The organism is Streptomyces sp. NBC_00258 (assembly GCF_036182465.1).
In the GTDB taxonomy this organism is placed as follows: domain Bacteria; phylum Actinomycetota; class Actinomycetes; order Streptomycetales; family Streptomycetaceae; genus Streptomyces.
The window spans coordinates 4,768,266-4,791,901 of the sequence record NZ_CP108081.1 but is presented as its reverse complement, the minus strand read 5'-3'; the positions used below and the strand labels follow the sequence as shown (position 1 = coordinate 4,791,901).

Genomic DNA, 23,636 nt, shown 5'->3' with positions numbered 1-23,636 from the left:
CGCGTCCTGGGAGGCGACACCCAGACCCTCACCTGGGACGCCGGAGGCCACCTCGCCAAGGCCACACCGCCGAGCGACAGGGGCGACAAGAGCACTGAGTGCCTCTACGACGCCGACGGCAACCGGCTGATCGCCCGCACCCCCACCGAAGCGACCCTCGACCTCGGGCACACCGAGATCACCGTGCCCATGGCATCCAGCCCAGGCGGTGCAGGACAACGACGGCGGCGTCTCCTTCACGCAAGACGGTGTCGCTGAGCAGAGCGTCGATGGCGTACTTGCGGCCGTGTCGGCCGACGCCAACGAGGAGGGCGGCGGAGGGGGCGGGAGATGGGTTCGGTGGCTGGTTCGACGATGAGGCGGGGCAGTGCCGGGCGGATGATCCGGGGTGGGCCACTTCGCCGACGAGGGTGGCGGTGGACGAGATGTTCCGCATGTCGTGGGCGCGGGCCAGGGGTGAGCCTCTGCGGTGGCCGGTCAGTGCCTTCGCGGGCTGGCGCCTCGGCGTCGCCGAGCAGCATAGGCAGCTGCCGCAGCGAGGGAGGTGCAGGCCAGAGCCGCGCCCAGAGCCCATTCGAAATTGGCGGGGCCGGTGCTGCCGCCGATGCCACCCTGGACGCCGCGGGTGGGAAGAGGGGTGGGCTGGGTGGGGAGAGGGGTGGCCGTCGTCGTGCTGGTGGTGCTTCTGCGGGGCAGGACCTCGCAGGCGATGCCGTCGTCCGGCCCTTGGTCCTCGTCCAGCCGGTGGGGGTCGCTGGGGTTTCGGTTCAGCTCCGCCTGGGCGTCTTCCTGGAAGGCGAAGTCGCGGCAGTCCAGATCGGGTTGGGCATGTGCCAGGCCGGCCAATGGGCCGGCGGTGAGGGCAAACGCCACTGCGGCGGTGAACGCGGAGCGTATCCGCATGGGTCATTCCTTTCGGGCCGTTGGCCTGCACGATCGTCACCGCGACTCTATGGAGATGACCCGGGCCCGGCGCGTGCTGTTAAGCCGAACGGGCACGGATCGGCGTGCGCCCGGGACGGAGCACGGGGCGGCTGCCGGCGGGCAGCCGATCAGGGACGGTGCTGTACTGAGAAGGCAGAATCTCTCCACCCTGGGAGGGCGCCATGTGCCCGTCGCCTCCCCCTGATCCGGACGCCTGGCGCCGCCGGTCGCAGCAGCCGCGCCCAGGGCGCCCCAGGCGCCTGAAGCACCCCTGGATCACTGCGGTGCTGGTCCTGGTCGGCCTCCTGCTGGCTTTCGGGGGTCTCGGAGCGCTCCTGGAAGATGACCGCACACCCACCACATCCGAGACGGCGCCCGCCGACGTCCCGCCGACCCGCTCACCCCCGCGGACACCAACGCCGTCCGAACCCCGTGACGCCCCCGCGCAGCCGACCACCAAGCCACCGACCACGAGACCGCCGGGTGTGGTGGTGCTGCGCGTCATCGACGGCGACACCATCGACGTGCGCGGCGACGGTCGCATCGTGCCGAAGGACACCGTGACCCGCGTCCGGCTCCTGGAGATCGACACACCGGAGCGCGGTGCCTGCTTCGCCGACACCGCCACCGCCCGCACCAGCGCGCTGCTACCGGCAGGCAGCAGCGCACGAGCCGAACGCGATGTCGAGCTGACCGACCGCTACGACCGCTACCTGCTGTACGTCTGGAACGACCAGGGCGTCTTCGTCAACGAATCCCTCGTCCGCTCCGGCCACGCCACGGCGGTCCTGTTCCCGCCCAACGACAAGCACTGGCCGGGGATCTCCCGCGCCGAGGACGCCGCCCGGCAGGCCGGGGCCGGCCTGTGGACCGCCTGCACCGATACGCCCGAACCCGCACCCCCGGACACACCCACCCGGCCCAACCTGCCCGAGGGACCTCCCGCCGGTGTCCCCGACGTGGACTGCGCCGATCTGCCCGGCCCGGTGTGGGTGGGCCCCGATGATCCGCACCGGCTCGACCGCGACGGCGACGGCATCGGCTGCGATACCGGCTGACCACTCCGTAGGCTCGACCCCGCTCGCCCTCATCGCCGTGCAGGGATACGGCCTGCCCGCCCTCGGAGTCACCTCCGCTCCCGGTGCTGGATCCGTGCTGGATCAACTGATACGTCGTCACCTGTCGTCATTCCTGGGTATCCGCACCGTGCGTATCCCGGGATGGCTGGTTCTCTTGCCAGGATCAGCGGGGTTGTCAGGCGCTCTGTGCCGGTGCGATGAGGGCGCGTAGTTCAGCTGCTTCCGTGCTTCCTGTCTGCTCAAGGATGAAGAGAGCCTCACGCCAGCAGGCTCTGGCCCGGTCGTCCTGTCCCAGTGCGGACAAGGCCCGCCCCAGGAGTGTCAGAACTTGGCCCCGCATCCGGTCGCCCCCGATGCATCGCAGGGCGAGGGCCTGTTCGGCGTGCTGCGCCGCCTCGGTGGGGCGTCGCGCGGCCAGGTGGACTTCGGCGATGCGGAAGCGCGTCGTTCCCTCCCAGAGCCGTTGCCGGTGTTCGACGAAAATGCCCAGGGCCTCGGAGAACTGGCCGAGAGCCTCGGCGTGACGGCCGGCCCTGTTCAATGCGATGCCCACGGCGTAGTGGCCATTGGCGACGCGCACCGTCCGACCGAATTCGGCATGTGTCGCATGGCCGCGCTCTGCGATCTCGACGGCCTTGGCGATGTCGCCCATGCCCAGATGGGCCTCTGAGAGGTTGCACAGGCTGGTCGCTTCGAAGGGGCGGTTACCGAGTGCACGGAACCCTTCGATGGCCTGGTCGAAGAAGGTCTTGCCCTCCGTGTACCGGCCCTGGTGCAGGCAGATGAGGCCCCGGATGTTGGCCACCCAGCTGATGGCGGTGGCATCCTGCGCGGAGCCCGCGAGGTCCATGGCGTGCTGCGCTTGCTCCTCCGCCTGCTGAATTTGGCCGGAGTCCAGGAGGACAGCGGTGAGGATCGTACGAGCTCTGCCCTCCGCACGGATGTCTAAGGCGGCCCGGGTGGCGTCGCACATGGCCCTGGCCGTCGTCTCGTACTGGTGGGAGATGGCCCCCGACTCGGTGAGGTCCTTGGCCGCCCACAGCAGATCCACCGCCCGCCGCAGCCGGTCCGTCCCCGCGGCCTGCCGTACGCAGGCCAGCAGTGGAGCTGCCTCCGAGTACAGCCAGTCCAGGGCCGCGGTCCCCTCAGCGAACCGCAGCCCCGCGTGGTCCGTCTCCTCCAGATCGTCCACCAGCCGGTCTCCGGGCCGCTCGATTGCGTACACCCCGGCCGCTGTGGCCAGGTAGAAGTCGAGCAGCCGGGACATCGCTGCCTCACGCTCGCTCGGCGGCTGTTCGTCCCGTTCGGCGCAGGCGCGCGCGTAGAGGCGTACGAGGTCGTGGAAGCGGTAGCGGCCGGGCGCCGCCGATTCCAGCAGGGACGTGTCGACCAATGCCTCCAGCAGGTCCTCGGTGTCGTCACCTGGGAGGTCCAGTACGGCCGCAGCGGCGGCCAGAGAGATGTCCGGGCCGTCGGCCAGGCCCAGCAGCCGGAAAGCCCGTGCCTGTGCCGGCTCCATCCGTCCGTAGCCCAGCTCGAAGGTGGCCTTCACGGCAAGGTCCCCGGCCTGGAGTTCGTCCAGACGACGGCGCTCGTCCGCGAGCTTCGCCGCCAGGACCGAGACCGTCCACGTACGACGGGCCGCCAGCCTCGACGCGGCGATTCTGATCGCCAGCGGCAGGAAACCGCACGCCGCCACCACATCCAGCGCTGACCGCCTCTCAGAGGCCACCCGCTCCTCGCCCACGATCTTCGTGAACAGTTGGCGGGCCTCCTCGGGCGACATCACGTCCAGGTCGACCAGATGCGCCCCCGCCAGGTCCACCATCCGCGCCCGGGAGGTCACCAGGGCCGCGCACCCCTCAGTCCCGGGCAGCAGAGGCCGTACCTGGGCCGCGTCACGGGCGTTGTCCAGCAGTACCAGCACCCGGCGGCCGTCCAGCGCGGCACGGTACAGCGCTGCCCGCTCCTCCAGAGAGTCCGGGATCGCCGAATCGACGGTTCCGAGGGCTCTCAAGAACGAGCCCAGCACCGTCTCCGGCTCGGCCGGCCGCGTCCCGGAGCCCTGCAGGTCCACGTACAACTGCCCGTCCGGGAACACCCCTCGCACCTGATGTGCGACATGGACCGCCAGCGTCGTCTTCCCCACGCCCCCGATCCCGGCCAGCGCCGACACCGCCATCACCCGCCCCTCGGCGGCGGAGGGCAGCACCTCGCTCAGCTCGGCCACGAGGCGTGTCCGACCCGTGAAGTCGGGGACCGTGGCCGGGAGTTGGGTCGGGCGCACGGGCGCGGCCGTCGGCTCCGCCACCGGTGCCGACGGTTCCGCCAGGCCCGGGTCCGCCTGCAGAATCCGCTGCTGGAGTTCCTTCAGGCCGGGGCGCGGGTCCACGCCCAGCTCGTCCGCCAGCAGGCGCCGCGTGTCCGCGTACACGGCGAGCGCCTCGGCCTGGCGTCCGCTGCGGTACAGGGCGAGCATGAGCAGTTCGCGGAGGCGTTCCCGCACGGGGTGGGCTGCCGTGAGCGCCGTCAGCTCCGACACCGCCTCCGCGTGGGAGCCCTGTTCCAGGTCCATGTCCAGGCGGGACTCGACGAGTTGGAGGCGCCACTCGTTCAGCCGCTGTCGCTGCGCCTCCGCGTACGGACCCGGAACGCCTGCCAAGACCTCCCCGTCCCACAGGCTCAGTGCCGTGTTGAGTAGATCACGCGCGTGGAGCAGATCCCCGGCTTCCTTCGCCCTCTCCGCGTCCGCGGCCAACTCCTGGGCCATCGCCAGGTCCAGGGAGTCGCGCTCTGCGGAGAGCCGGATCGCGTAACCGCCCGACTCACTGACCAATACCTCGGAGGACAGGATTTTGCGCAGCCGGGACCCGTACGTCCGCACAGCCGCCAGCGCCTGGGAGGGCGGCTCGTCGCCCCACAGCGCGTCGATCAGCTCGCTCGCCGTGGCCGTACGGCCCTCGCGGAGCAGCAGTGCGGCCAGCAGGGCCCTTTGCTGTGGCGAGCCGGTGGGCAGCGAGTCAGCGCCGCGCCAGGCGCGCATCGGCCCGAGCACACTGAAGCGCAGGTCCCCGGATTCTTCTGCCACCCGCCACTGCGACGCAGGTGGCAGAGGTGACCGGTTCTCCGGCACTCTCGGAATCGGCTGAGCGGCCGATACCGCGGTTGTCCGGGATCGGACCGAAGGAGATGGCGTCGGCGGCAGAGGCGTCCGCACCGCAGCCGCTCGTCGTTCGCTTCGGGGACGTTGCGCCGCCGCGACGACCATGGCCCGGGCTCCGGCAAGGCGCCGCTCGTCGCCCAGGGCCTGAGCCGCCTCCCACTCCGTGGTCGCGAGGTTCTCCAGAGCGGAGAGGGACAGCGGATGGCGTGGCCCGAGCATCGCGGACGCCTTCTGCGCGGCGACGGCGAGTACGTCGGCTGCCCGCTCCCATCGTTCGCGGTCGTCTGCTGCCATCGCCGACCTGAACTCGGCGCGGGCCAGGGCGATCAGCGCCGAGAGGGACTGTGGATGATCGCTGCCGAGATGCCCTACCAGCTGCCGGGCCGTGCGGGCGACGCCGTGCACCAGTTCGTCCGCTTCGGCATGACTGCCCTGTCGGCGGGCGGTCTCCGCCAGCACCGACTTCGCCAGCAGCTGGACTTCCAGTTGCTCTTGGAGGGAGTCGTCCCGGGTACTGCTGTCCAGGACCTGTTCGGCCGCGCTCGTGGCTCCGGCGAGATCGCCCAGACGGAGCTTGACAGCTGCCAGGTTGGCCAGGTTCCGGGTGGCGGTTCCATCCTGGTCCTCGTCCTTCGCCCTCAAGGTGACGGCCGGCGACAAGACAGTGACGGCAGCAGTGACGAAGCCGCGGTCCGCCAGGATGACTGCCAACTCGTTCCTGACGTCGCCAGGCAGCGAGAGGGACTTCGGGTCCCAGTGGAGGCGTGAGACCACATTCTCCAGGAGCGCGCGTGATTCCTCGTTCAGACGGAGTGCTTCGAGCAGCGACGTCAAGTAGGCGAGATCCCTGCCGAGAGCTGGCCGCCGGAGCGGATCAGGGTCGCCGCGCAGTGCCACCGCGGCCTCTGACGCACTCAGACGGGCCGCATCGTCCCCGCGGAGGGCACGTTCGGCGCTGACGACGGCTTGCTGCCAGAGATCGGTCATGCCCCGTCACCACGCAGTTGACGCTCCATGACTGCTTTCGCGGCCATGAACTTGAGTTCGGCAACCTGTGACGGATCGAGAACCCGGCGCTTCGCCCACTCGTCGATGAGACCGAACCACGACTCTGCTGCTGCGGCGGCTGAATCCACGGCCAACTTCTCAGTGGTCGCGGTCTGCTGGGGCACCGAGGTCGCCGGGTGGAGCACATCCATCAGATGCCCCACATCGAACTGGTCGAAGCGGCGCATTGCCTCACCGATGGTGGCGGCGAAGAGAACGTTGGCAGCGCGATCGGCGGCGGCCCGGTCCGGGGCCTGTTCCAGAAGGATTCCCACGATCACGGGTTCATGCTCCTCCGGAACGCCCTTGACCACCGGCCCGCCGGAGTATCCCGAGTAGTCGCCCAGGTGTTGGTGCGCTGTCAGTTGCAGCGCCTGGATGACCGCGCCCCCCTCGCAGAGGTATTCCGCCGTACCGCTGTCCACCTGGCCTCTGAGATGCACTTCGGACGCTGCGGGACGGTATGGGCTGTGCCAGTCGTCCCCGCCGTGAGCGACGCCGGCCTGGGGTATCGGCAGCAGCACTTCGCACTCGGTGGAGATCATGATCAGGGCCAGGTCGGCGTCCTTTTCGCGGCGGCACACCTGGCCTGCGAGTCGGCTGCCGTCCGCCAGGATGATGTCCACGTGCTCGTCCAGTGACGTGAGGCCCCGTAGACAATGCAGTGCCGTCACCACATATCGGCGCGTCAGCAGGAAACCACCTCCGAGGCGCTGTTCGGACTGGAAGAGCTCGACCCAGTAGCTTGCGCTGGTCACGGTGTCTCCGGAGCCCGCTCCACGGTGAGAGTGACCTCGAACGACGCCTCTGCTGACGCCTTGGACAGGATGACTCCTGCCTCTGCCGCCAAGGTGAGCCCGAAGGTGACCTCCATGCTCGATACCTGCCAGCCGTCCCGGCGCGGTACCTGGGAGAGGGACTGCTGAGCGATGGCCGAGGCCTGGACGATGGCTTCCTCCAGCTCGGCGGCACGGTCGCCAAGGGAGGAACTGGACCGCGTACGACTGGAGATCTGGCGACTGCCCATTGCGTCCAGAGGCACGGTCTCGACCCGAACTTCGGCCATGTGTCTCCCTGTTGGTGAGGCGTGGGTGGCACTGGTTCTCAGTCCCGTCGGAAGCGTAGCGAGCGACACGCCGAGCTCGCGACCCGTTCGGCACCTGCAAGATCCGGTCGGCGGGGCCCGGGAGGTCGTGGATCTGACGCAGGCGAAAGCCAGTGGTCCATCAGCGATCAACCACTGGTCTGCTCGGCCCGGCGACAGTACTCCGGGTCACGGCGGGCAAGAGGACACAGCTCACCGCTTCTACGAACGGCCTTCCTGGGCGCGGGTGCCGCCCGCCGGTGACCGAACAGCGGCGTGGCGTCGGCCGTCGCGGTCATACTGGTGGACCTGTCGCAGCGGGGGAGGCGTGCAGCACATGGGGTCCGGGACAGACCTGCCGGAGCGTTCGGCGTATACACCGTGGGACGGCGGTTGGGTGCGGGTGGCATGGGCACGGTCTACCTGGCCCGATCGCGTGGTGGCCGTGCTGTGGCCGTCAAGGTGGTACGCCCAGAGTTGGCCGCTGACCGGCAATTTCGTGAACGGTTCCGTGCCGAGGTGGATGCCGCCCGCAGAGTCGGCGGTTTCCACACAGCCCCGGTCGTGGGCGCCGACCCGGACGCGGAGACCCCGTGGCTGGCTACGGCGTACATCCCGGGTCCCACTCTGTCCGGGCTGCTCGCGGACCAAGGGCCGATGGGCGAACACCGTCTGAGGCTGTTGGGCGCCGCCCTGGCGGAGGCGCTGCAGGCCATCCACGGTTGCGGCCTCGTGCACCGCGACCTGAAGCCCGGAAACATCGTCATGGCCGAGGACGGTCCCCGGGTCCTCGACTTCGGCATCGCACGGGCGCTGGAGTCCACCCGGCTCACCGCCATCGGAGCGGCCTTCGGCACGCCCGGCTTCCTGGCCCCCGAGCAGGCGCAGGGCCTTGAAGTCAGCGGCGCCGCCGATGTGTTCGCACTCGGCGCGGTACTGGTTGCGGCGGCGGGCGGCAGCGCGTTCGGCACGGGCACGCCCATGGGGCTGATGTACCGCTCCGTGCACGAGCCCGCGGACCTGTCCGCCGTGCCGGAGGACTTGCGCTCCCTGGCCGCCGACTGTCTGTCCAAGGACCCGGCCCACCGGCCCACACCTGGGAGGCTCCTGGAGCTTTTCGTGCCTGGCCCGGCCGCGTACACGCCCACTCTGGTCCCCCCAGGGAAGGAGGCACCGACCCTGCCCGTGGGTTCCCGGCCTCAGGCCGGGGAGGAAAGCGGTACGGACAGTCCTGAAGCCGTCCTCATCGCTGGGGCCGGCCCGAGTGATGGCGGGACGCACGGCGACGCACTCACCCTCGGCTCCGGCAGCCAGGACATCCGGCCTGCCGGGGATGAGATCCGCACCGCCGGCCCCCGTCGGCCCACCGGAGGGAAGCGTTCGCGTAGGCACATCCTGATCATGGTGCTCGTGGCCACGGCCGCGACGGGCGCGCTCGTCGGCGGTGCCGTCTACCTCACACACCAGGGCGACCACACCGACGCTCCTTCTGCCTCCCCGTCAGGATCCCGGCAAGGACCTTCACCCTCGCCGGAACCCACCCCCGCGAACAGCGGGGTCACCGACGTGCCCAAGGACGAGGTCACGGTGCTGATCAGCGGCGAGGGCGGGCGGAGCTGGGTCTCGGCCAAGGACGCCGATGGCCAACTCCTGTTCGACGGAGTGCTCAACAAGGGCGAGACCAAGACCTTCACGAACAAGGAACGCATCGACCTCGTACTCGGCGATGCGGCCGCGGTCGCCCTCATCGTCAACGGAAAGAAGGTCCGAAACGATTCCCCGCCCGGCCAGGTCGAGCGCCTGACCTACACCAGGAACGACTAGCGACCAGCCGCGTCGTTCGTCCGGACGACGCGACCGGTGTATCGCAGGCACGCGTGGCTCCCTTGCCGGACGTTCCGGTCCCGTCGCTGGATCCCTGCTGGATCGCGTCCCGAGAACAGCGATATCCCCAGGTCATTGAACCGGCGCCAATATTCCGCTTCAACGTTTAGCTTCGCCTCGAATCGCCCTCTGGTCTGTGTTTGTGCAGGTCAGGGGGCGATTTGTTGCTTGGATTCGTACGTTGTGGCGGAACGTTCAAGGTCTGGGTTCACGAGATGCAGCAAGGTGTTTGTGCAGGTCAGGGTGTTGCCGTCCGCTAGTTGAATCCGGGCGGGGTTTCCGGTCGCTGGATTCTTGCTGGTTCGGTCGGTGTGGCGCGAGGACAGACCCGTTTTCGCCGTCCCGTTGCGATGGCTTCGTGGGCGGCCGTGGCCGAGAGGAAGAGGGCTCGTACTCGTCCAGGCCGCACTTGTTCATCGTGCTCTGGAAGCACGACCCGATTGCCCAGCCTCCATGCCGGGCGACTCGAACCTATGTCCCGAACTCCGGCGCCCTTTGGACCCTGTTGTCGGGGACCTTCTCCAACTGCTTGGCCTCTTCTGGATCCGGCTCCGACGCGAGTATCTTCTCCGCGCGCTGGTCGATGGTGCGGGTGAGGGCGATCTGGGCCAGTCCGAAGACCACGGCACAGGCCATGACGTCGCGCCAGGATTCAGGAGCCTCGATCATCGGCAGCCATTCGGTGTCCACCAGAAGCAGCCCGATCACGGCAGTGAGTGCCCCGATGGGGAGCTTGATGAGTTCTTGGTAGAAGGGAAGGTTGTAAGGGTTCCAACTGCCGCCCATCTTCTGCAGCCGCCCTACCACGTGGGTGGCCGCACCGAGCATGCCCAGAAGCATGACCAACCCGACTTCACGGAGGCCGGAGTCTGCCCGGCCGGGGCAGCCGCTCGTGCAGACGGGGATCGCTCCCGCATTGCGCCAGGCCACCACGACGGTCACCACAAGCAGTAGCGTCAGCACGCTGCCTGCTCGGATGAGTCGATTACGGAAGTTGCGGCTACGTACGGCTCGTTCCTCCTGGACCGCGTAGGCCGCCTCCAGGAGGGCCGCGACAGCCCAAGGCACACGATTGTCCTGCGGCTTGTTCTTCTGTTTCAGCTGCTCGACGAGGGCGAGGCGGGGATCCTTCTGGCAGAGCGGGCCTGCCAGGGCGAGCACGGCGTCGATGCGGGTCCACGCCCGGACGGGTTGGGCCAGCGCGAGGATCGCGACCTCGGCGGCGTGCAGGCATGCAAGGGTGCCTTCGTATGCCTGGCCGTTCCACCAACTGCCGAGCCTCCACGTCATTTTCTGGCTCTCGGCGGCCTGCTGCATGTGATGCTCGGCCGCGTCGAGGAGACACTTCACTCCTGCCTGCAGCTCCCCTTGCCGGACCCCGTTGTGACACAGGTGATCCGGTTGCCCGCACGTGGCCTTGAGTTCGTATCGCAGTACACATAAACGTGTTTGCGCACGATGCAGCCACGTATTGGACCTGAGGTGAGGAGGTCCTGCGGCAGCGGGCGCCGTTGAGGCGTCCTGTGCGCCAGGCTGTGTTGTTACTCGGCGGGCGCGGGTTCTGCGCAACCAGTCTTGGCGGCCGTGTGCGTTCATGGTGTCCCCCGTTCCGTTCGCGGGGTCAGGACGGAGTGCCCGCCCCGCCCTGCGACGGGTGATAGCGGTTCAGCCACTGCTGGAAGTCCCATGTCGCCAGGAACTGCTGTGCGGCGCTGCGGCCGTTGGTGTACAGCGTCTCGACCTGCTCCTGGGTAATGCGGAAGTCGGTCGACCGGACCCTGTTGGTGTCGACGAAGATGGTGCGGTCCTGCACGTGGCTCCGATCCACGTGGATCCTGTCGTGGGCGCTGGTCATGGTGGAGACCAGCCGCCTCGCCAACTCCACGGGATTTCGGGCCGGTTGCCATCCCTGACTGGGAGTCCGCCGCATCGAGAGTTTGATGCCGATGGTCGGCCAGCGGGGCGGTGTCGAGTCCCGCCGGTCGAACAGGTCGACGGGGAAGTTGGACAGCAGGCCGCCGTCGACGAGCATCAGTCGTTGCGACTCCTGTGACGGGCCGGTACGGAACCTCACCGGCCGGAAGTAGAAGGGGATCGAGGCGGAGGCACGTACTGCGTCGGCGACCTTCGCCGTGTCGGGATCCACCCCGCACAGCGCCTGGTAGTCCTCGGGCAGGTGCAGCTCACGCCCCCGGCTTATGTCGCTCACGACGACGGCCAGCTTGTAGGGCGGCGTGCCCGTATCGTCTCCTTCCTCCTGGCGGCGCAGTTGCTGGAAGGTGATGACGTTCTTGTCCGCCAGTCGCTCTTCGATCCAGGCATGCAGAGCATCGCCCTTGAAGACACCGTTGTGCAGCAGGACGGCCAATGCCGCCCCGACCTTCCCGAAATGACGCGCCGGACCGTCCTGGAACGAGGCGAAGTCCAGGCTCCGCATCTCCTGCTCCAACTCCGGGACGGTGTACCCGGCCGCCAGCAGTGCCGCGACGATGGCTCCCGCCGACGTACCAGCCACACGCTGCACGGTATGTGCCCCTCAGCGCACCGACGAGGGCGATGCCTTTGACGCCGCCCCCCTCCAGAACCACGTCCACGTTCGTCCTGGCCGAAGCGCCGGTTACAGCATTGCCGTCCATGATGATCGCCCCCGTAGCCGATGGGCGAGTCCGTTGATACGTCCCGCTCCATCACGCTTCCTGAAGCATGCTCCGGGAAGTGAACAACGTCCACTACGACGGCACAGACATAATCCGCCCTCTATGGCGAAACCGAGGGACAGTCAGCGTAGAGCGCTCGCGAAGACGGCGCGGTTGGCTTGCGTAAGCCAGGTTGCGTACCAGTAGGTGTGCGACCCGACGTACAGCGGCGGGATTCACGCGGGAGCGGACGAGGACGGCGGCTGGGCTCGTTGTCTGCCGTTCCGCGAACGTTGGTCTGATAGGGGTTTGTTGCAGACAATTGTGGCGAACTGCCGTCTGTGCTTCAGTGAGTCCAGGGAGCGCGAGCGCACGGGGGCGTGGGGACGGGGCGGCGGCTCAGGTGGCGGATCAGCAGGTGATGGTGGGGCGGGAGCGGGAGCGTCTGCTGGTGGACGGAGTGCTCACCGCGGTCGCCGAGTGCGGTGCCGCGCTCGTGCTGCGGGGTGAGCCGGGAATGGGCAAGACCGCGCTGCTGAACTACGCAAGCGTCGGCGCCTCGGCCCGCGGTGCACGCGTGGTGCGGCTGTGCGGCGTCGAGTCGGAGTCGGTGCTGCCCTTTGCGGCGCTCGCCGATCTGATGACCCCCTTCCGCGCGGGGCTGGCGGACCTGCCGGAGGCCCAGCGGTCCGCGCTGGACGTGTGCCTGGCCTTGGCGGCCGGCCCGCCACCGAAGTCCCTCGCCGTCTGCGCGGGAACGCTGAACGTACTCGCGGCGGCCGCGGATGCTACCCCTCTGGTCGTGCTCGTGGACGACTTGCAGTGGGTGGACCCCTCGTCGCGGCAGGTGCTGCTCTTCGTGGCGCGGCGGCTGTCCAGCGAACGGGTGGTCATGGTGCTGGCCGTTCGGTCCGACGCCCCTGAGCCATCCGCCTCGGGGCTGCCGGGCGTCGACTTGGCCGGCCTCCCCGCCGACGTGTGTGCCGAGCTGTTGGCCGGCCGGGGAGTCGCTCCGTCGCCCCAGGTGCTGGCCGGCCTGGTGCGTGCCACCGGGGGCAACCCGCTCGCGCTGCTGGAGACGGTGGCGGGCCTGAACTCGGGTCAATTATCAGGGATGCGGCCTATGCCGGAGCTTCTTCCCGTGGGACAGCAGCTCCACCGCGCGTGGACGGCCCGGCTGGACAAGCTGCCGGAGCGCACCCGACGGGCTCTGGCCCTGATCGCGGCAGGTCACTCCGCAGCCCCCGACGTACTGGCCCGGGCCTTCGCCTCGGTCGGCCTGTTTCCGGTGGATGTCGACCCGGCGCACGCCGCGGGCCTGGTGACGGCGACGGGCCAGGACCTGGACCTGCGCCACCCGTTGCTGCGTCTGGTGGTGCTGGAACGCCTCACTCCGTCGGCCCGACTCGATGTCTACCGGGCACTGGCCGGGGCGTCCACCGGCGAGGTGCGGGTCTGGTACCGGGCTGTGGCGGCCTCCGGGCCGGACGAGGAGGTCGCCGCGGCACTGGACGCGGCAGCCGGCCGGGCGCGGGAGCGCAGCGGATTCGGCGTTGCGGCGCGGGCGTTGCGGCGGGCGGCGGAGCTGACCTCGGACCGCCGGCTGCGGGCGGAGCGGTTGCTGCGGGCCGCCGTGGACGCGCACCTGGGTGGACTGCCGCACGATGCCGCGGCGTGGTGCGACGCCGCCGCTGCGGAGACCGCCGATCCGCTGCTGCGCGCGGACATAGCGTTGGTCCGCGGTCGTGTGCTGATCTGGATCGGACAGGTTGCGCGTGCCCACGATCAACTGCTCGACGCTGCCGATGCCGTCCGCGCCATCGATCCGGCCCGGGCAGGCACACTCCTTGCCGAGGCGGCCTTGTCCGCGGCCATGGCGGGGAAGGGCAGCCTGGCTCTGAGGGATGCGGATGAGGCGGCCAGGCTGGCGGCAGCGCCACCGCCGATGCGAGCCCCTGCCTCCTCCGCTGACGGCCGACACCCCGCCGCGCCCGCGGCACCTGCGGGGCCGGCGGTGGCGGACGGGCATGGCTCGGAGGACGTACCGGCAGCGTTGGCGGGTCCGGGCGAAGGCGCCGTGTTGCCCGCAGAGATCTCCGCCTGCGCTTCGTTCGCTCTGGCTCTCACCGGGCAGGTGACAGCCGCCCGTCGGTGGCTGGGGGCGGCACGTACGGCTCTGGAACCGGTGGACGCCGTGGACACGCAGCAAACACTCGCACTGATCGGCAGGGTGTGCGGATGGCTGGAGGACGACGACACCGCCCGCCGGGTGCTCACCTCCGCGATCAACGCAGCGCGCCGGTCCGGGGCCCCGGCCACTCTCGCTTACGCACTCGGCGCACGCAGCGAACTGGACCGCTGGGCCGGGCTGTGGTCCGCCGCCTACGCCGACGCGACCGAGGCGCTGCACTGGGCGGAGGAGTTGCGCCAGATGGGCGCGATCGGCTACAGCCTGCTGAGCCTGGCCCGCCTCGACGCGGCCCGGGGCGAACGGGCGCTGTGTGAGGAACGCATCGAACGGACCCGGCGTGAGGTCGGACCGCTGGGCATCGGTTCACTGGAGGTCTACGGATCCGGCACCCTCGGTCTGGTCGCGCTGGGCCACGGCGAACACAGCGTCGCCGTCGCGTATCTCGAACACGCCCGCGCGCTGGCCGCCGACGGCGGCCTCGGCAATCCCGTCATCGTGCCGTTCGCCGCCGACCTCGTCGAGGCCCACCTGCGCACCGGCGACCGCGACCGGGCCGAGACCGTCCTGGCGTGGTTGGAGGAGCAAGCCCGGTCCACCGGTCTGGCCTGGCCGGCCGCAGCCGCCGCGCGTGGCCGAGTGCTGCTCGCCGGCGACGGTGACGAGGCCGAGGCTTGCTACGCGGTGGCCGAAGTCGCGCACCGGCGTAGGGAGATGCCGTTCGAGGCCGCCCGCACCCGGTTGTGCCTCGGCGAGGTGTTGCGCCGCTGTCGCCGCCCGGCGGCGGCCCGGTTGCCCTTGCTGGCGGCTCACGCAACGTTCCAGTCGCTGGGTGCCCGCCCGTGGACGGCCAGAGCCGCGGTGGAACTGGCCGCCGCGGGTGAGCGTCCGGCGCCCGGTACTTCGGCCCCCGCGTTCGACCGGCTCACGCCGCAGGAATTACAGGTCGCGCGGACCATCGCCGACGGGATGAACAACGTCGAGACGGCGGCCGCGCTGTTCATCTCGCACAAGACGGTCGAGGCCCACCTGACCCGCGTCTATCGCAAACTGGGCGTCCGCTCCCGCACCGAACTCACCCGCATCCTGATGTCCCACGGCCTGGTCCCTGCCCCGCCCGGCTAGCCGGGCAAGCTGGATCGTTTCCGGCCCCTCCAGCACTGGGCGCCGCAGTCGGCGCCCATGACCGGGTGGACACAGCCTGGACCGCTACGCCGGGTCCGAGGGTTTTCCCCGATGCGCCCGTCGGCCGTCCCCGGTTGCCTGGGCGGCAGGCCGGGGGAATCCGGCTTGGCGAAAGGGAGGATTGCCGTGTCGATCGATCGCAATGCTTTGCTGACGTGGGCAGATGTTCCGGCCGACGTCGGTACTGACGCCGACGCCATGCTCGACCGCCTGCAGCCGAACATCGTGAAGCCTCACGTCCGGGACTACCTGTCGGTACTGCTGTTGGGTTTCACTGACAGCCCGGAGGGCGCCGTGGACGCCCGGGCCTTCCTGACCGCGGTCGCATCCCTGATGAAGTCGGCGCGGGAGCACCTCCGCGAGGTGGCGGCGTTCAAGGCTGGGGGCGCGCCAGGGACGCCGTACGTCGGTGTGGGATTGGCGAAGGCGGGCTACGACAAGCTGGGGCTGTCGGCCCAGGCGCCCACCGACCCTTCGTTCCGGCTGGGCATGCGGGACGAGCAGACCCGGCAGAAACTCTCGGACCCGGTTCTATCACTGCGGGAGGAGCCGTACCGGGAGGAGATACACGCGGTTGTGCTCGTCGGCGACGCCTCTGCCGTGACGGTTGCAGCCAGGCTTGCCCAGGTCCAGGCCGTGCGGCCCGCCTCGGTCCATCTCATCGGCCAGGAGACCGGCCTCGGCTTGCGCAACGCGAACGGAGACGGGATCGAACACTTCGGATACGTCGACGGGCGCAGCCAGCCGCTGTTCTGGAGTCAAGACGTCGACGACGAGCGGCGCGGTACTGACGGGACCTCGGTGTGGAATCCCGCCACCCCACTGGACCGCGTTCTGGTCCCCGACCCGGCGGCACCCGATCCGGAACTGGACTTCGGCAGCTACTTCGTGTTGCGCAAGCTGGAGCAGAACGTGCAGATGTTCAAGCAGGCGGAGGAGGCCTTGGCCGACCAGCTGAAACTGGTTGGCGAGGACCGCGAGCGCGCGGGCGCGATGATCGTCGGCCGCTTCGAGGACGGCACACCGCTGACCACACAGAGCGCGGCCGGGCCGCACAGCCCGGTGATGAACAACTTCGACTACGCGAACGACGAGCACGGCATGAAATGCCCGTTCCAGGGCCACATCCGCAAGACCAACCCGCGAGGTTCCGGCGGTTTCGAAGAGGCGGAGGACGAGCGCAGGCATCTGATGGCGCGGCGCGGCCAGACGTACGGGGAAAGGAAGGACGACCCGAACGACGACACGCTGCCGCAATACCGGCCCACTGGCGGCGTCGGCCTGCTGTTCATGGCCTTCAACTCCGAGCTGGGCAACCAGTTCGAGTTCACGCAGCGGACCTGGGCGAACAACGCCGGCTTCCCGAGGGCCCCCGCGGGTGACTCGCAGCCCGGTCTCGACCCCGTCATCGGCCAGGGCGCCCGCCCGACGGCGGCATGGCCGTCGGTCTGGGGCGGGACGAGCAAGGAACTGGGCATACCGGCCGTCCCGCAGGCCGTGACCATGAAGGGCGGCGAGTACTTCTTCATGCCGTCTCTTCCCTTCCTGCGCAGCCTCAGTCCAGGCACAGCTACAGGCACAGATACAGGAATCTGACTGGCGGACCCATGCCGGCCGAATGCCGATCTGAAAGGGATGTGCGATGCCGAACGTGTTCCGACCCGTGCCCGGCTGGTTCTCCCACGAGAACCAGGGTGCCGGGGTCGCGGTGGCCGATCTCGACGGCGATGGCCGCAAGGACCTGCTCGTGTTCATGGTCGACAACCCGCCGGGGCAGAACCGTGGGCTGTTCCGAATAGGCCGGGGTCTGTCCGCCGACGGGACCGTCATGGGCCCCTGGACGCCGTGGGCCGATGTCCCCGGCTGGTTCTCCCACGAGAACCAGGGTGCCGGAGTCACCCTCGCCGACCTCGACGCCGACGGCCGCCAGGACCTGGTCGTCGCCATGGTGGATGGCGCAGCGGGGCAGAACCGCGGGCTGTTCCGGATCGGCCGTGGCTTGTCCGCCGACGGGACCGTGACCGGCGGCTGGACGCCCTGGACCGACATCCCTGACTGGTTCTCCTGGGAGAACCAGGGGGTGTCCGTTGCCGTGACGCCGCCTGACCCGCAGGGCGTCCGCGACCTGCTCGTTTTCATGATTGACAACGGGCTGCAGCAGAACCGGGGGCTGTATCGGATCGGCCATGGACTCGGGGCGGACGGTGCCGTGACCGGCGGCTGGACGCCGTGGCAGGACGTCCCCGACTGGTTCTCGTGGGAGAACGCTGCCTGCGGCGTCGCGGTCGCCGACCTCGACCGGGACGGCGGCCGCGACCTGATCGTCTTCCATGTCGACGACGCCCTCGACCAGAACCAGGCCTTCTACCGGATCGCCCGGGACCTCGGCGCGGACGGACTGCCCGGCGATGGGTGGGGAGCGTGGCGCGGCGTGCCGAACTGGTTCTCCTGGCAGAACCAGGGCGGCGGGATCGCCGTCGCGGAAGTCGACGGGCGGCTGACGCTGATCGCGTCGATGGCCGACGCCCCACCGCAGCAGAACCAGGGCCTGTATCAGGTGCTGGAGCTGGAACCGGATCCCACGCGAGAGGGGCGCTGGGAGCTGTTGCCGTTCCACTCGGGCGTCCTGGCGGTGCACGCCGCGCTGCTGCCAAAGGGCGACGTGCTGTTCTTCGCCGGGTCGGGCAGCAGCGTGGTGCGGTTCGACAGCCCGCTCTTCGGCGACGAGGACGAGGGAGTCTTCACCAGCGTCGTCTGGGACCCGCCGGGCAACGCCTTCACTCACCCGGGGACCCTGCGTACGGCAGACGGCCGACCCTTCGACATGTTCTGCGGCGGCGACGTCTTCCTCCCGGACGGCCGGATGCTGTCCGCCGGGGGCACTCTCGCCTACAACCCGTTCAAGGGCCGCAAGGACGTCGCGGTCTTCGACCCGGGCAGCGGGAAGTGGTCGTTCGCTGCTTCGATGGCGCACGGGCGTTGGTACCCGACGCTGATCGCGCTCGGCGACGGGACGGTGCTGGCCACGACCGGACTCGACGAGTCCGGCGTGGGTCACAACCAGACGCTGGAGACCTACTCGCCTGAGACGGACGACTGGCGAGAGACGGACCTGGAGCCCGGCTTCCCCGGACTGCCGCTGTACGCCCACCTGTTTCTGATGGCCGACGGCCGGGTCTTTTTCTCCGGCGGGCGGATGGACGACCCGCTCGACGTCGAGCCCGGCATCCTCGACCTCGCTCACGACCCCGTTCAGGTGGTCGCGGTTCCGGACCTGCTCATGCCCGACATGCGCAACCAGTCCGCCAGCGTGATCCTTCCCCCGGCCCAGGATCAGCGGGTGATGGTCATCGGCGGTGGTCCGGTCGGCAAGCCCGACCGGACGGACGCGACGGACGCGGTCAGCGTCGTCGATCTCACCGCCGGCGAGCCCCGCTACTCGGCGGCCGCGCCGCTGGGCCTGCCGCGGCTGCACCTGAACGCCGTGCTGCTGCCCGACCGCACGGTTTTCGTCGGCGGAGGTTCGCTGAAGCAGGAGGACGGGCCCCTGGCCCGGCACGAGGCGGAAATCTACGACCCTGCCTCGGACAGCTGGAGCCTGATGGCGGCTGCCACCGTGCCACGCCTGTACCACTCCACGGCTGTGCTGCTGCCGGACGGTCGGGTTGTCGCGGCGGGCGGTAACCCAGAGGGTGGCCAATCGGTCACCTTCGAGCCGCCGGACGAGAACGAGGAGATGCGGCTGGAGATCTTCAGCCCGCCTTACCTCTTCCGAGGAGGGCGCCCGACCATCGGCTCGGTTCCCGAAAAGTGGCAGTACGGCGAGACGGTGACGGTCGTGACTCCGGACGCGGATGCCATCCGATGGGCCTCGCTGGTGCGGAACGGGGTCACGACGCACTCCTTCGACAGCAACCAACGGCTTGTCGATCTGGTGATGGCGCGACAGGGTGGTGGGACGCTTGACGTGCGAGTGACGGAGAACCGTGACATCGCGCCGCCGGGTTGGTACATGCTCTTCCTCGTCAACGAGGAGGGTGTGCCCTCCATCGCCGAGTGGGTGCGTCTGAGCTGACGGCGGCAGCAGCGTGCATGTCGTGGCCAAGCTGTTCGGACCGGGTCAGTTTCCATGACCCCTCTCGACGGCAGCCCGGGGCCGTTCCGCCGATTCAAGGACGTGTTGTCCGTCTCGCCGACGGAGCAGTACCGGTAAGTGGTGCTCGCCGCGGCACGGCAGCATGGCCGGACTCGGGTCGGGCTCGCCGACCACGACAACCACTCCGGAATACGGGGTTCTGACCGATCCGGGCAATGCTCAGGGCTCTTGGCCGGCCGAGGTCTTCCCTGTGTCCCGGCACCAGAGGTGCTCGGTTCGCCCACGGCCAACGTGCTCAATGCTCTGCCTAGCTCTGCCGAAGTTGGCCCGAGCCCAGCGCCGGCGAGTTGGTGGCCTACTGCTACTGGATGCTGGGCTTGTTCCACGAGGCCGAGGACCTGGTGCAGAAGACGATGCTGCGCGATTCACAGGCGGTGCCGGGTCGGATGGTGGGGATGCTGTCGGTCGGTTCCGACGCCATTCGTGACGGGCATGGCGCTGTCTCGGTGTGGGACGGGCAATTACCAGATCGCAGGTGAACCTCTGGTGACAGTTGGATACGCGACCTCATCAGTACCAAGGCCGGCGGAGCCGTGGCGCAGGCAGTTCAGCCCGCGGGCGTGGGCCACGTAGTCAGTCGTCCCTGTCCCATCGCCGGATCCTAGCTGGATCGTGTCCCGAAAAAGGCGGATTTCGCAGGTAGTGGCAGAGTCATCGATATTCCGCTTCAACGTCTGGCGTCGCCTCGAATCGCCCCTTGGTCTGCGTCTCTGCAGGGCAGGGGCTATTTTCTGTCCGGGTCCGTGCGTTGCGCCGGAACGTTCAAGGGCCGGGTTCGCGAGTTGCGAAAGAGTTTTTGCGCAGGTGAGGACGTTGCTGTCTGGTAGTTGAATCCGGGCCGGGTTTCCGGTTGCTGGATCTTTGCTGGTTCGGTCGGCGTAGTTGGAAGGCCAGGATGGGCCGGGGCCGCCGCCACCGCAGCCCGCAAGTGGGTCCAACTTGCGCAGGACGACTGGGCGGTACTGCCTCGCTGCTTGTCTCGAAGATCAGCGGCCGTTCGTCTGTGCGGGCGCCATCCAGATGCCGGAGCAAACCTCCGGACCGGATCGAACCCGTACACCACTTCTTGGGCCGCAACCGATGTGAAAGAAAGTTGCCTCTCAGGTTGGCGAATGGGTCTCAGTGATTTCGGTTAGCGGGCCTCCGGTCACAGTGGGGCGCAGGAGCGCATGAGAGGGCGCAAGAGGGCGCACTCAAACGTGGCTGCGATGACGCAGGGCACAGCCTTGGCCCTTGGGTGGCCGCTCATGCATGATTGGTGCGGCGCACTTCCCCGCTCACCAACAACTGGCCTTGATGGCTGCGGAGGTACCCAATGGGGATACCTGGACCTGTTCATCTGGTCTTTGTGCACGGACTTTTCGGGGGTGCCGGCACCTGGGACATCTTCAAGAAGCGTGTCACCGCGGATCCGGCGGTGAAGGGGCGGGTCACTGTGCACTGTTTCGAGTACAACTCGCCCAAGATCCGTCTGCGGCCGGACCGTCGAATCGCCGAAATCGATGACATCGCGGACCAGTTGGGGACATGGCTTAGTACGCGCTGCGCCGACGGTGCGCCGATCGTACTGGCAACGCACAGCCAGGGTGGCCTGGTGGTGCAGCGGTTCCTCGCCCGGAAGCTCGCCAACGCTCTAGGGCGTGAGCTGGCGCAGATCAAGCACATCGTTATGTATGGGTGCCCCAACAGCGGCTCGGGGTTCTTTCTCTTCTTCAGGAAGCTTCTCTGGTTCTGGAACCATCCCCAGGAACGAGAGCTGCGCCCGATCGGCAATCGACACGTTCAGGAAGCGCGGTCTCGAGTCATCAGGTCTGTGGTGCATGCTCGAACCGTCAGTGAGACGGAATGTAAAATTCCCATATCCGCGTACGGAGGGGCGACCGACAACGTCGTACTGGCCGTCGACGCAAAAACGGGATTCACCGATGGTGGCGTCGTTGACGGAGACCATTTCACCATTGTCCAGCCCGCCAACAGGAAGGCACAGTCATATCAGGTACTGAGAGCCGCGATTGAAGGAGTCGCTGAGCCTCCCCAGGAGCCTCTTTTACCCCAGGAGTCACCGAAACTCGTTGAATTGGCCAGCGATGAGCAGGGCCCCTACTCCGTCACCCTGCCATTCAAGGAGGGTACGCTCCACGGCCAGAACCGGAAGGGCATCGTCGGCTCGATTCTGTCAGCCGCGCACGCTGAGCGAGTCCATGTGCTGGCGGCACCCGGAGGCCGCGGAAAGAGCCGGATGGCCCTGGAAATCGCGTATCTCGCGAGAGAACAGGGACGACGCGTGTGGTGGGTCAGGGCCGACCGGCTGAGCCAGAGCATGCTGGAGGTCGCTCGACTCCTCGGCATACCGGTCAGCATCACCGACGCCACCTGGCGGGGCAACGGCAGCCAGACCGATCTGATTTGGAGCTATCTCAACAAGCTGGAGGAACCCTGGCTGCTGGTCTTCGACGACGTCGATGAGCCTCCGCAACTTGGGCCGGGCGGCGGAGCGGTCTCGGAAGGTACCGGCTGGTTGCGAGCGCCCACCGCCCTGGACGGGCTGGTGGTCGTCACCAGCCGGGATCGAAGGGAACAGGCCTGGGGCCGCTGGAGTCGTGTCCACGATGTACCGCTACTGGACGAACAGGACAGCGCGTCGATGCTCATGGAACGTGCCGGACGACTGTGCGGAACGATGGAGCAGGCACGGTTGTTGGCACGCCAACTGGGTGGTATCCCCCTTGCGCTGGTGGCTGCTGCCGACTACATCAGAGAGGTGGCCGAATCGGGAGTGTCGCTCGACGGTTCGGAGGCCAGGGATTTCGCGAGCTACGGTGAGGCCTTGCGGCGCCGCTTCGACTTTCCGGCGGGTATCCGGAGCGAACAGACCGGTGAGTCGCTCGGGCTGGAGAAGGTCGGGCACGTCTATCGCATGTCCCTCCGGCTTCTGGCACAGCGTGGACTTCCCCAGGCCGTACCCCTGCTGAAGGCGTTCGCGTGCCTGAGCAACACTCCGATCCCCTTCCGCATCATGGTCGGCGGCGACGCCCTGGCGCGATCCCCGCTCTTTGCCGGGTCGACGCCCGAACAGCGCCGTCGAGCGCTCTCAGGGTTGAATACCCTCGGTCTCGTTGAGGTGGCCCCGCTGAGCGAGAAAAGCGACGAGAACCTGTTGCAGGTGCTGTCGCTCCATCCGGTCGTACGGGGCATCTTTCGCGACGACGAGGATGTCAGGCACCGACGTGCCGCGTACTACGGGCTCAACGTCCGGATGCTGCTGGACGCGGTGCGGGACCGGGACCCGGACCAGCCGGGCAGTTGGCAGACCTGGGTCACTGTCGCACCGCACTCCATCGAAGTGACGCGTGCCCTTCTTCACCTCCGCACAGGAGGAAACGGGACTGTGCCCACGGGGGACCAGGACTTGATCGCACATGCTCTGGAACTCGCCCGGCTCACCACCCGGTATCTCTTGGTGGCGAGCCTGCTCAGGGAGGCCCGTGAGCTGCTGCTGCCGATTGTCGCCAACTGCGAGTCGCTGGGATATCACTGTGATGACCGGGAGATCCTTGCTCTGCGCCACGAGAAGGGCCGCATCTCGCTGGAGTACGGCGAGCACCGGGAGGCGGAGGAGGAACTGCGGGAGGTCGTCGCCGGACGTACGGCAGCCCTCGGTGAGAAGCACTCCGACACGCTCGCCAGCCGTCACAAACTAGCCCGGGCCATCCTGGAACAGAACAGGTGGGCCGAGGCGGAGCAAGTACTGAGCGCAGTGGTGGAGGACGAGCGGCAGAATCCCGAGCGGGGGCCGGAACACTCGGACACTCTCGTCGTCTGGCACAGCCTGGCACGAGCAGTCATGTTGCAGGGGCGTATCAGGGAGGCGGGGGCGGATCTTCGGGAGATCCTGCGCATCCGACTGGCCACGGGAGAGCCCGGTACACCGGAGACCCTGCACGTGCGAGAGACACTGGCCCGCTGCTTGCGGGAACAGGAAAGGCCTGTGGAGGCGGAGAGGGAGATCCGAAGCGCGCTGGAGTGTGCCCAGAGGTCAGCCGACTCCCACCCGGCGCTACGGCTGCGCTACCAACTCGGCATCGCACTGCTGATGCAGGTGCGTGTACCAGAGACTCTGGTGTTGTTCAGGGAGCTACTTGACGATCAACGCAGAGTGTTGGGCGAGGGTCATCCAGAAGTTCGACTGACCAGCGATCTGCTGAACAAAACATTAAAGGACTTGTGAAATCCGGCTCGAACTCACCGAAAGACAGAGCCGGTTGAGGTCTTGCGCGTAGCATCGACTAC

The 23,636-nt window shown here is 68.4% G+C and carries 14 protein-coding genes and 1 pseudogene; 7 read left to right on the top strand and 8 right to left on the bottom strand.

The annotated features are described in order from the left end of the window. Positions 1-178 precede the first annotated feature (178 nt). Positions 179-436 (bottom strand): hypothetical protein, encoded by a 258-nt coding sequence (locus tag OG718_RS21170; RefSeq protein WP_328844809.1) that lies wholly within the window; start codon positions 434-436, stop codon positions 179-181. A 41-nt stretch (positions 437-477) separates the two neighbouring features. Then, positions 478-903 (bottom strand): hypothetical protein, encoded by a 426-nt coding sequence (locus OG718_RS21165; protein WP_328844808.1) that lies wholly within the window; start codon positions 901-903, stop codon positions 478-480. Positions 904-1,208: 305 nt separating this feature from the next. On the opposite strand from OG718_RS21165, the gene OG718_RS21160 reads away from it, so the two are divergent. Further along, positions 1,209-1,982 carry a thermonuclease family protein gene (locus OG718_RS21160; RefSeq protein WP_328844807.1) on the top strand — a complete coding sequence of 258 codons (774 nt, stop codon included), beginning with the start codon at positions 1,209-1,211 and terminating at the stop codon, positions 1,980-1,982. 196 nt (positions 1,983-2,178) lie between these two features. Here the strand turns inward: OG718_RS21160 and OG718_RS21155 are convergent, their stop codons facing one another. The 4 genes and pseudogenes from OG718_RS21155 to OG718_RS21140 form a co-directional block, all read right to left on the bottom strand. Next, positions 2,179-5,271, bottom strand: a complete 3,093-nt coding sequence (locus OG718_RS21155; RefSeq protein WP_443055346.1) for a BTAD domain-containing putative transcriptional regulator — start codon at positions 5,269-5,271, stop codon at positions 2,179-2,181. A gap of 252 nt (positions 5,272-5,523) precedes the next feature. Continuing rightward, positions 5,524-6,153 (bottom strand): annotated as a pseudogene (locus OG718_RS21150) (hypothetical protein); the annotation flags it as partial. Further along, positions 6,150-6,971 (bottom strand): trypsin-like peptidase domain-containing protein, encoded by an 822-nt coding sequence (locus OG718_RS21145; protein ID WP_328844806.1) that lies wholly within the window; start codon positions 6,969-6,971, stop codon positions 6,150-6,152. The pseudogene OG718_RS21150 and the gene OG718_RS21145, both read right to left, overlap by 4 nt. After that, complete coding sequence (locus OG718_RS21140) at positions 6,968-7,279, bottom strand: CU044_2847 family protein (RefSeq protein ID WP_328844805.1); 312 nt, start codon at positions 7,277-7,279, stop codon at positions 6,968-6,970. The genes OG718_RS21145 and OG718_RS21140 overlap by 4 nt, the downstream gene beginning before the upstream one ends. Positions 7,280-7,705: 426 nt before the next feature. Here OG718_RS21140 and OG718_RS21135 point away from each other — a divergent pair, with 426 nt between their 5' ends. Beyond that, positions 7,706-9,121, top strand: coding sequence for a RodZ domain-containing protein (locus OG718_RS21135; protein WP_328844804.1), 1,416 nt, complete (start codon positions 7,706-7,708; stop codon positions 9,119-9,121). Between the two features lie 531 nt (positions 9,122-9,652). Here the strand turns inward: OG718_RS21135 and OG718_RS21130 are convergent. Together OG718_RS21130 and OG718_RS21125 are read right to left on the bottom strand one after the other, a co-directional pair. Beyond that, a complete protein-coding gene (locus tag OG718_RS21130; RefSeq protein ID WP_328844803.1) occupies positions 9,653-10,498 on the bottom strand; it encodes a hypothetical protein in 846 nt (281 codons plus the stop codon). 304 nt (positions 10,499-10,802) lie between these two features. Further along, positions 10,803-11,696 carry a patatin-like phospholipase family protein gene (locus tag OG718_RS21125; RefSeq protein ID WP_328844802.1) on the bottom strand — a complete coding sequence of 298 codons (894 nt, stop codon included), beginning with the start codon at positions 11,694-11,696 and terminating at the stop codon, positions 10,803-10,805. A gap of 524 nt (positions 11,697-12,220) precedes the next feature. On the opposite strand from OG718_RS21125, the gene OG718_RS21120 reads away from it, so the two are divergent. The 5 genes from OG718_RS21120 to OG718_RS21100 all read left to right on the top strand — a co-directional run bounded on the left by OG718_RS21120 (position 12,221) and on the right by OG718_RS21100 (position 23,574). Beyond that, positions 12,221-15,130, top strand: coding sequence for a helix-turn-helix transcriptional regulator (locus tag OG718_RS21120; protein ID WP_328844801.1), 2,910 nt, complete (start codon positions 12,221-12,223; stop codon positions 15,128-15,130). Positions 15,131-15,316: 186 nt separating this feature from the next. Next, a complete protein-coding gene (locus OG718_RS21115; RefSeq protein WP_328844800.1) occupies positions 15,317-16,786 on the top strand; it encodes a Dyp-type peroxidase in 1,470 nt (489 codons plus the stop codon). A 46-nt stretch (positions 16,787-16,832) separates the two neighbouring features. Beyond that, the gene (locus OG718_RS21110; protein ID WP_328844799.1) at positions 16,833-19,265 is read left to right on the top strand and encodes a galactose oxidase-like domain-containing protein; all 2,433 of its coding nucleotides are present in this window, start codon (positions 16,833-16,835) and stop codon (positions 19,263-19,265) included. Positions 19,266-19,654: 389 nt separating this feature from the next. Next, entirely contained in the window at positions 19,655-19,825 is a 171-nt protein-coding gene (locus tag OG718_RS21105; protein WP_328844798.1) for a hypothetical protein, read from the top strand. An 836-nt stretch (positions 19,826-20,661) separates the two neighbouring features. Beyond that, positions 20,662-23,574: an alpha/beta hydrolase gene (locus OG718_RS21100; RefSeq protein WP_328844797.1), complete on the top strand. Its 2,913-nt coding sequence runs from the start codon at positions 20,662-20,664 to the stop codon at positions 23,572-23,574. The last annotated feature ends 62 nt before the right edge of the window (positions 23,575-23,636 follow it).

Coding starts and splice junctions, on each gene's coding strand:
- OG718_RS21135 (WP_328844804.1), top strand. CDS start 7,706: ATGGGCACGGTCTACCTGGCCCGATCGCGTGGTGGCCGTGCTGTGGCC.
- OG718_RS21155 (WP_443055346.1), bottom strand. CDS start 5,271: ATGGTCGTCGCGGCGGCGCAACGTCCCCGAAGCGAACGACGAGCGGCT.
- OG718_RS21105 (WP_328844798.1), top strand. CDS start 19,655: ATGCTGGGCTTGTTCCACGAGGCCGAGGACCTGGTGCAGAAGACGATG.
- OG718_RS21130 (WP_328844803.1), bottom strand. CDS start 10,498: ATGCAGCAGGCCGCCGAGAGCCAGAAAATGACGTGGAGGCTCGGCAGT.
- OG718_RS21165 (WP_328844808.1), bottom strand. CDS start 903: ATGCGGATACGCTCCGCGTTCACCGCCGCAGTGGCGTTTGCCCTCACC.
- OG718_RS21110 (WP_328844799.1), top strand. CDS start 16,833: ATGCCGAACGTGTTCCGACCCGTGCCCGGCTGGTTCTCCCACGAGAAC.
- OG718_RS21140 (WP_328844805.1), bottom strand. CDS start 7,279: ATGGCCGAAGTTCGGGTCGAGACCGTGCCTCTGGACGCAATGGGCAGT.
- OG718_RS21170 (WP_328844809.1), bottom strand. CDS start 436: ATGCGGAACATCTCGTCCACCGCCACCCTCGTCGGCGAAGTGGCCCAC.
- OG718_RS21100 (WP_328844797.1), top strand. CDS start 20,662: ATGGGGATACCTGGACCTGTTCATCTGGTCTTTGTGCACGGACTTTTC.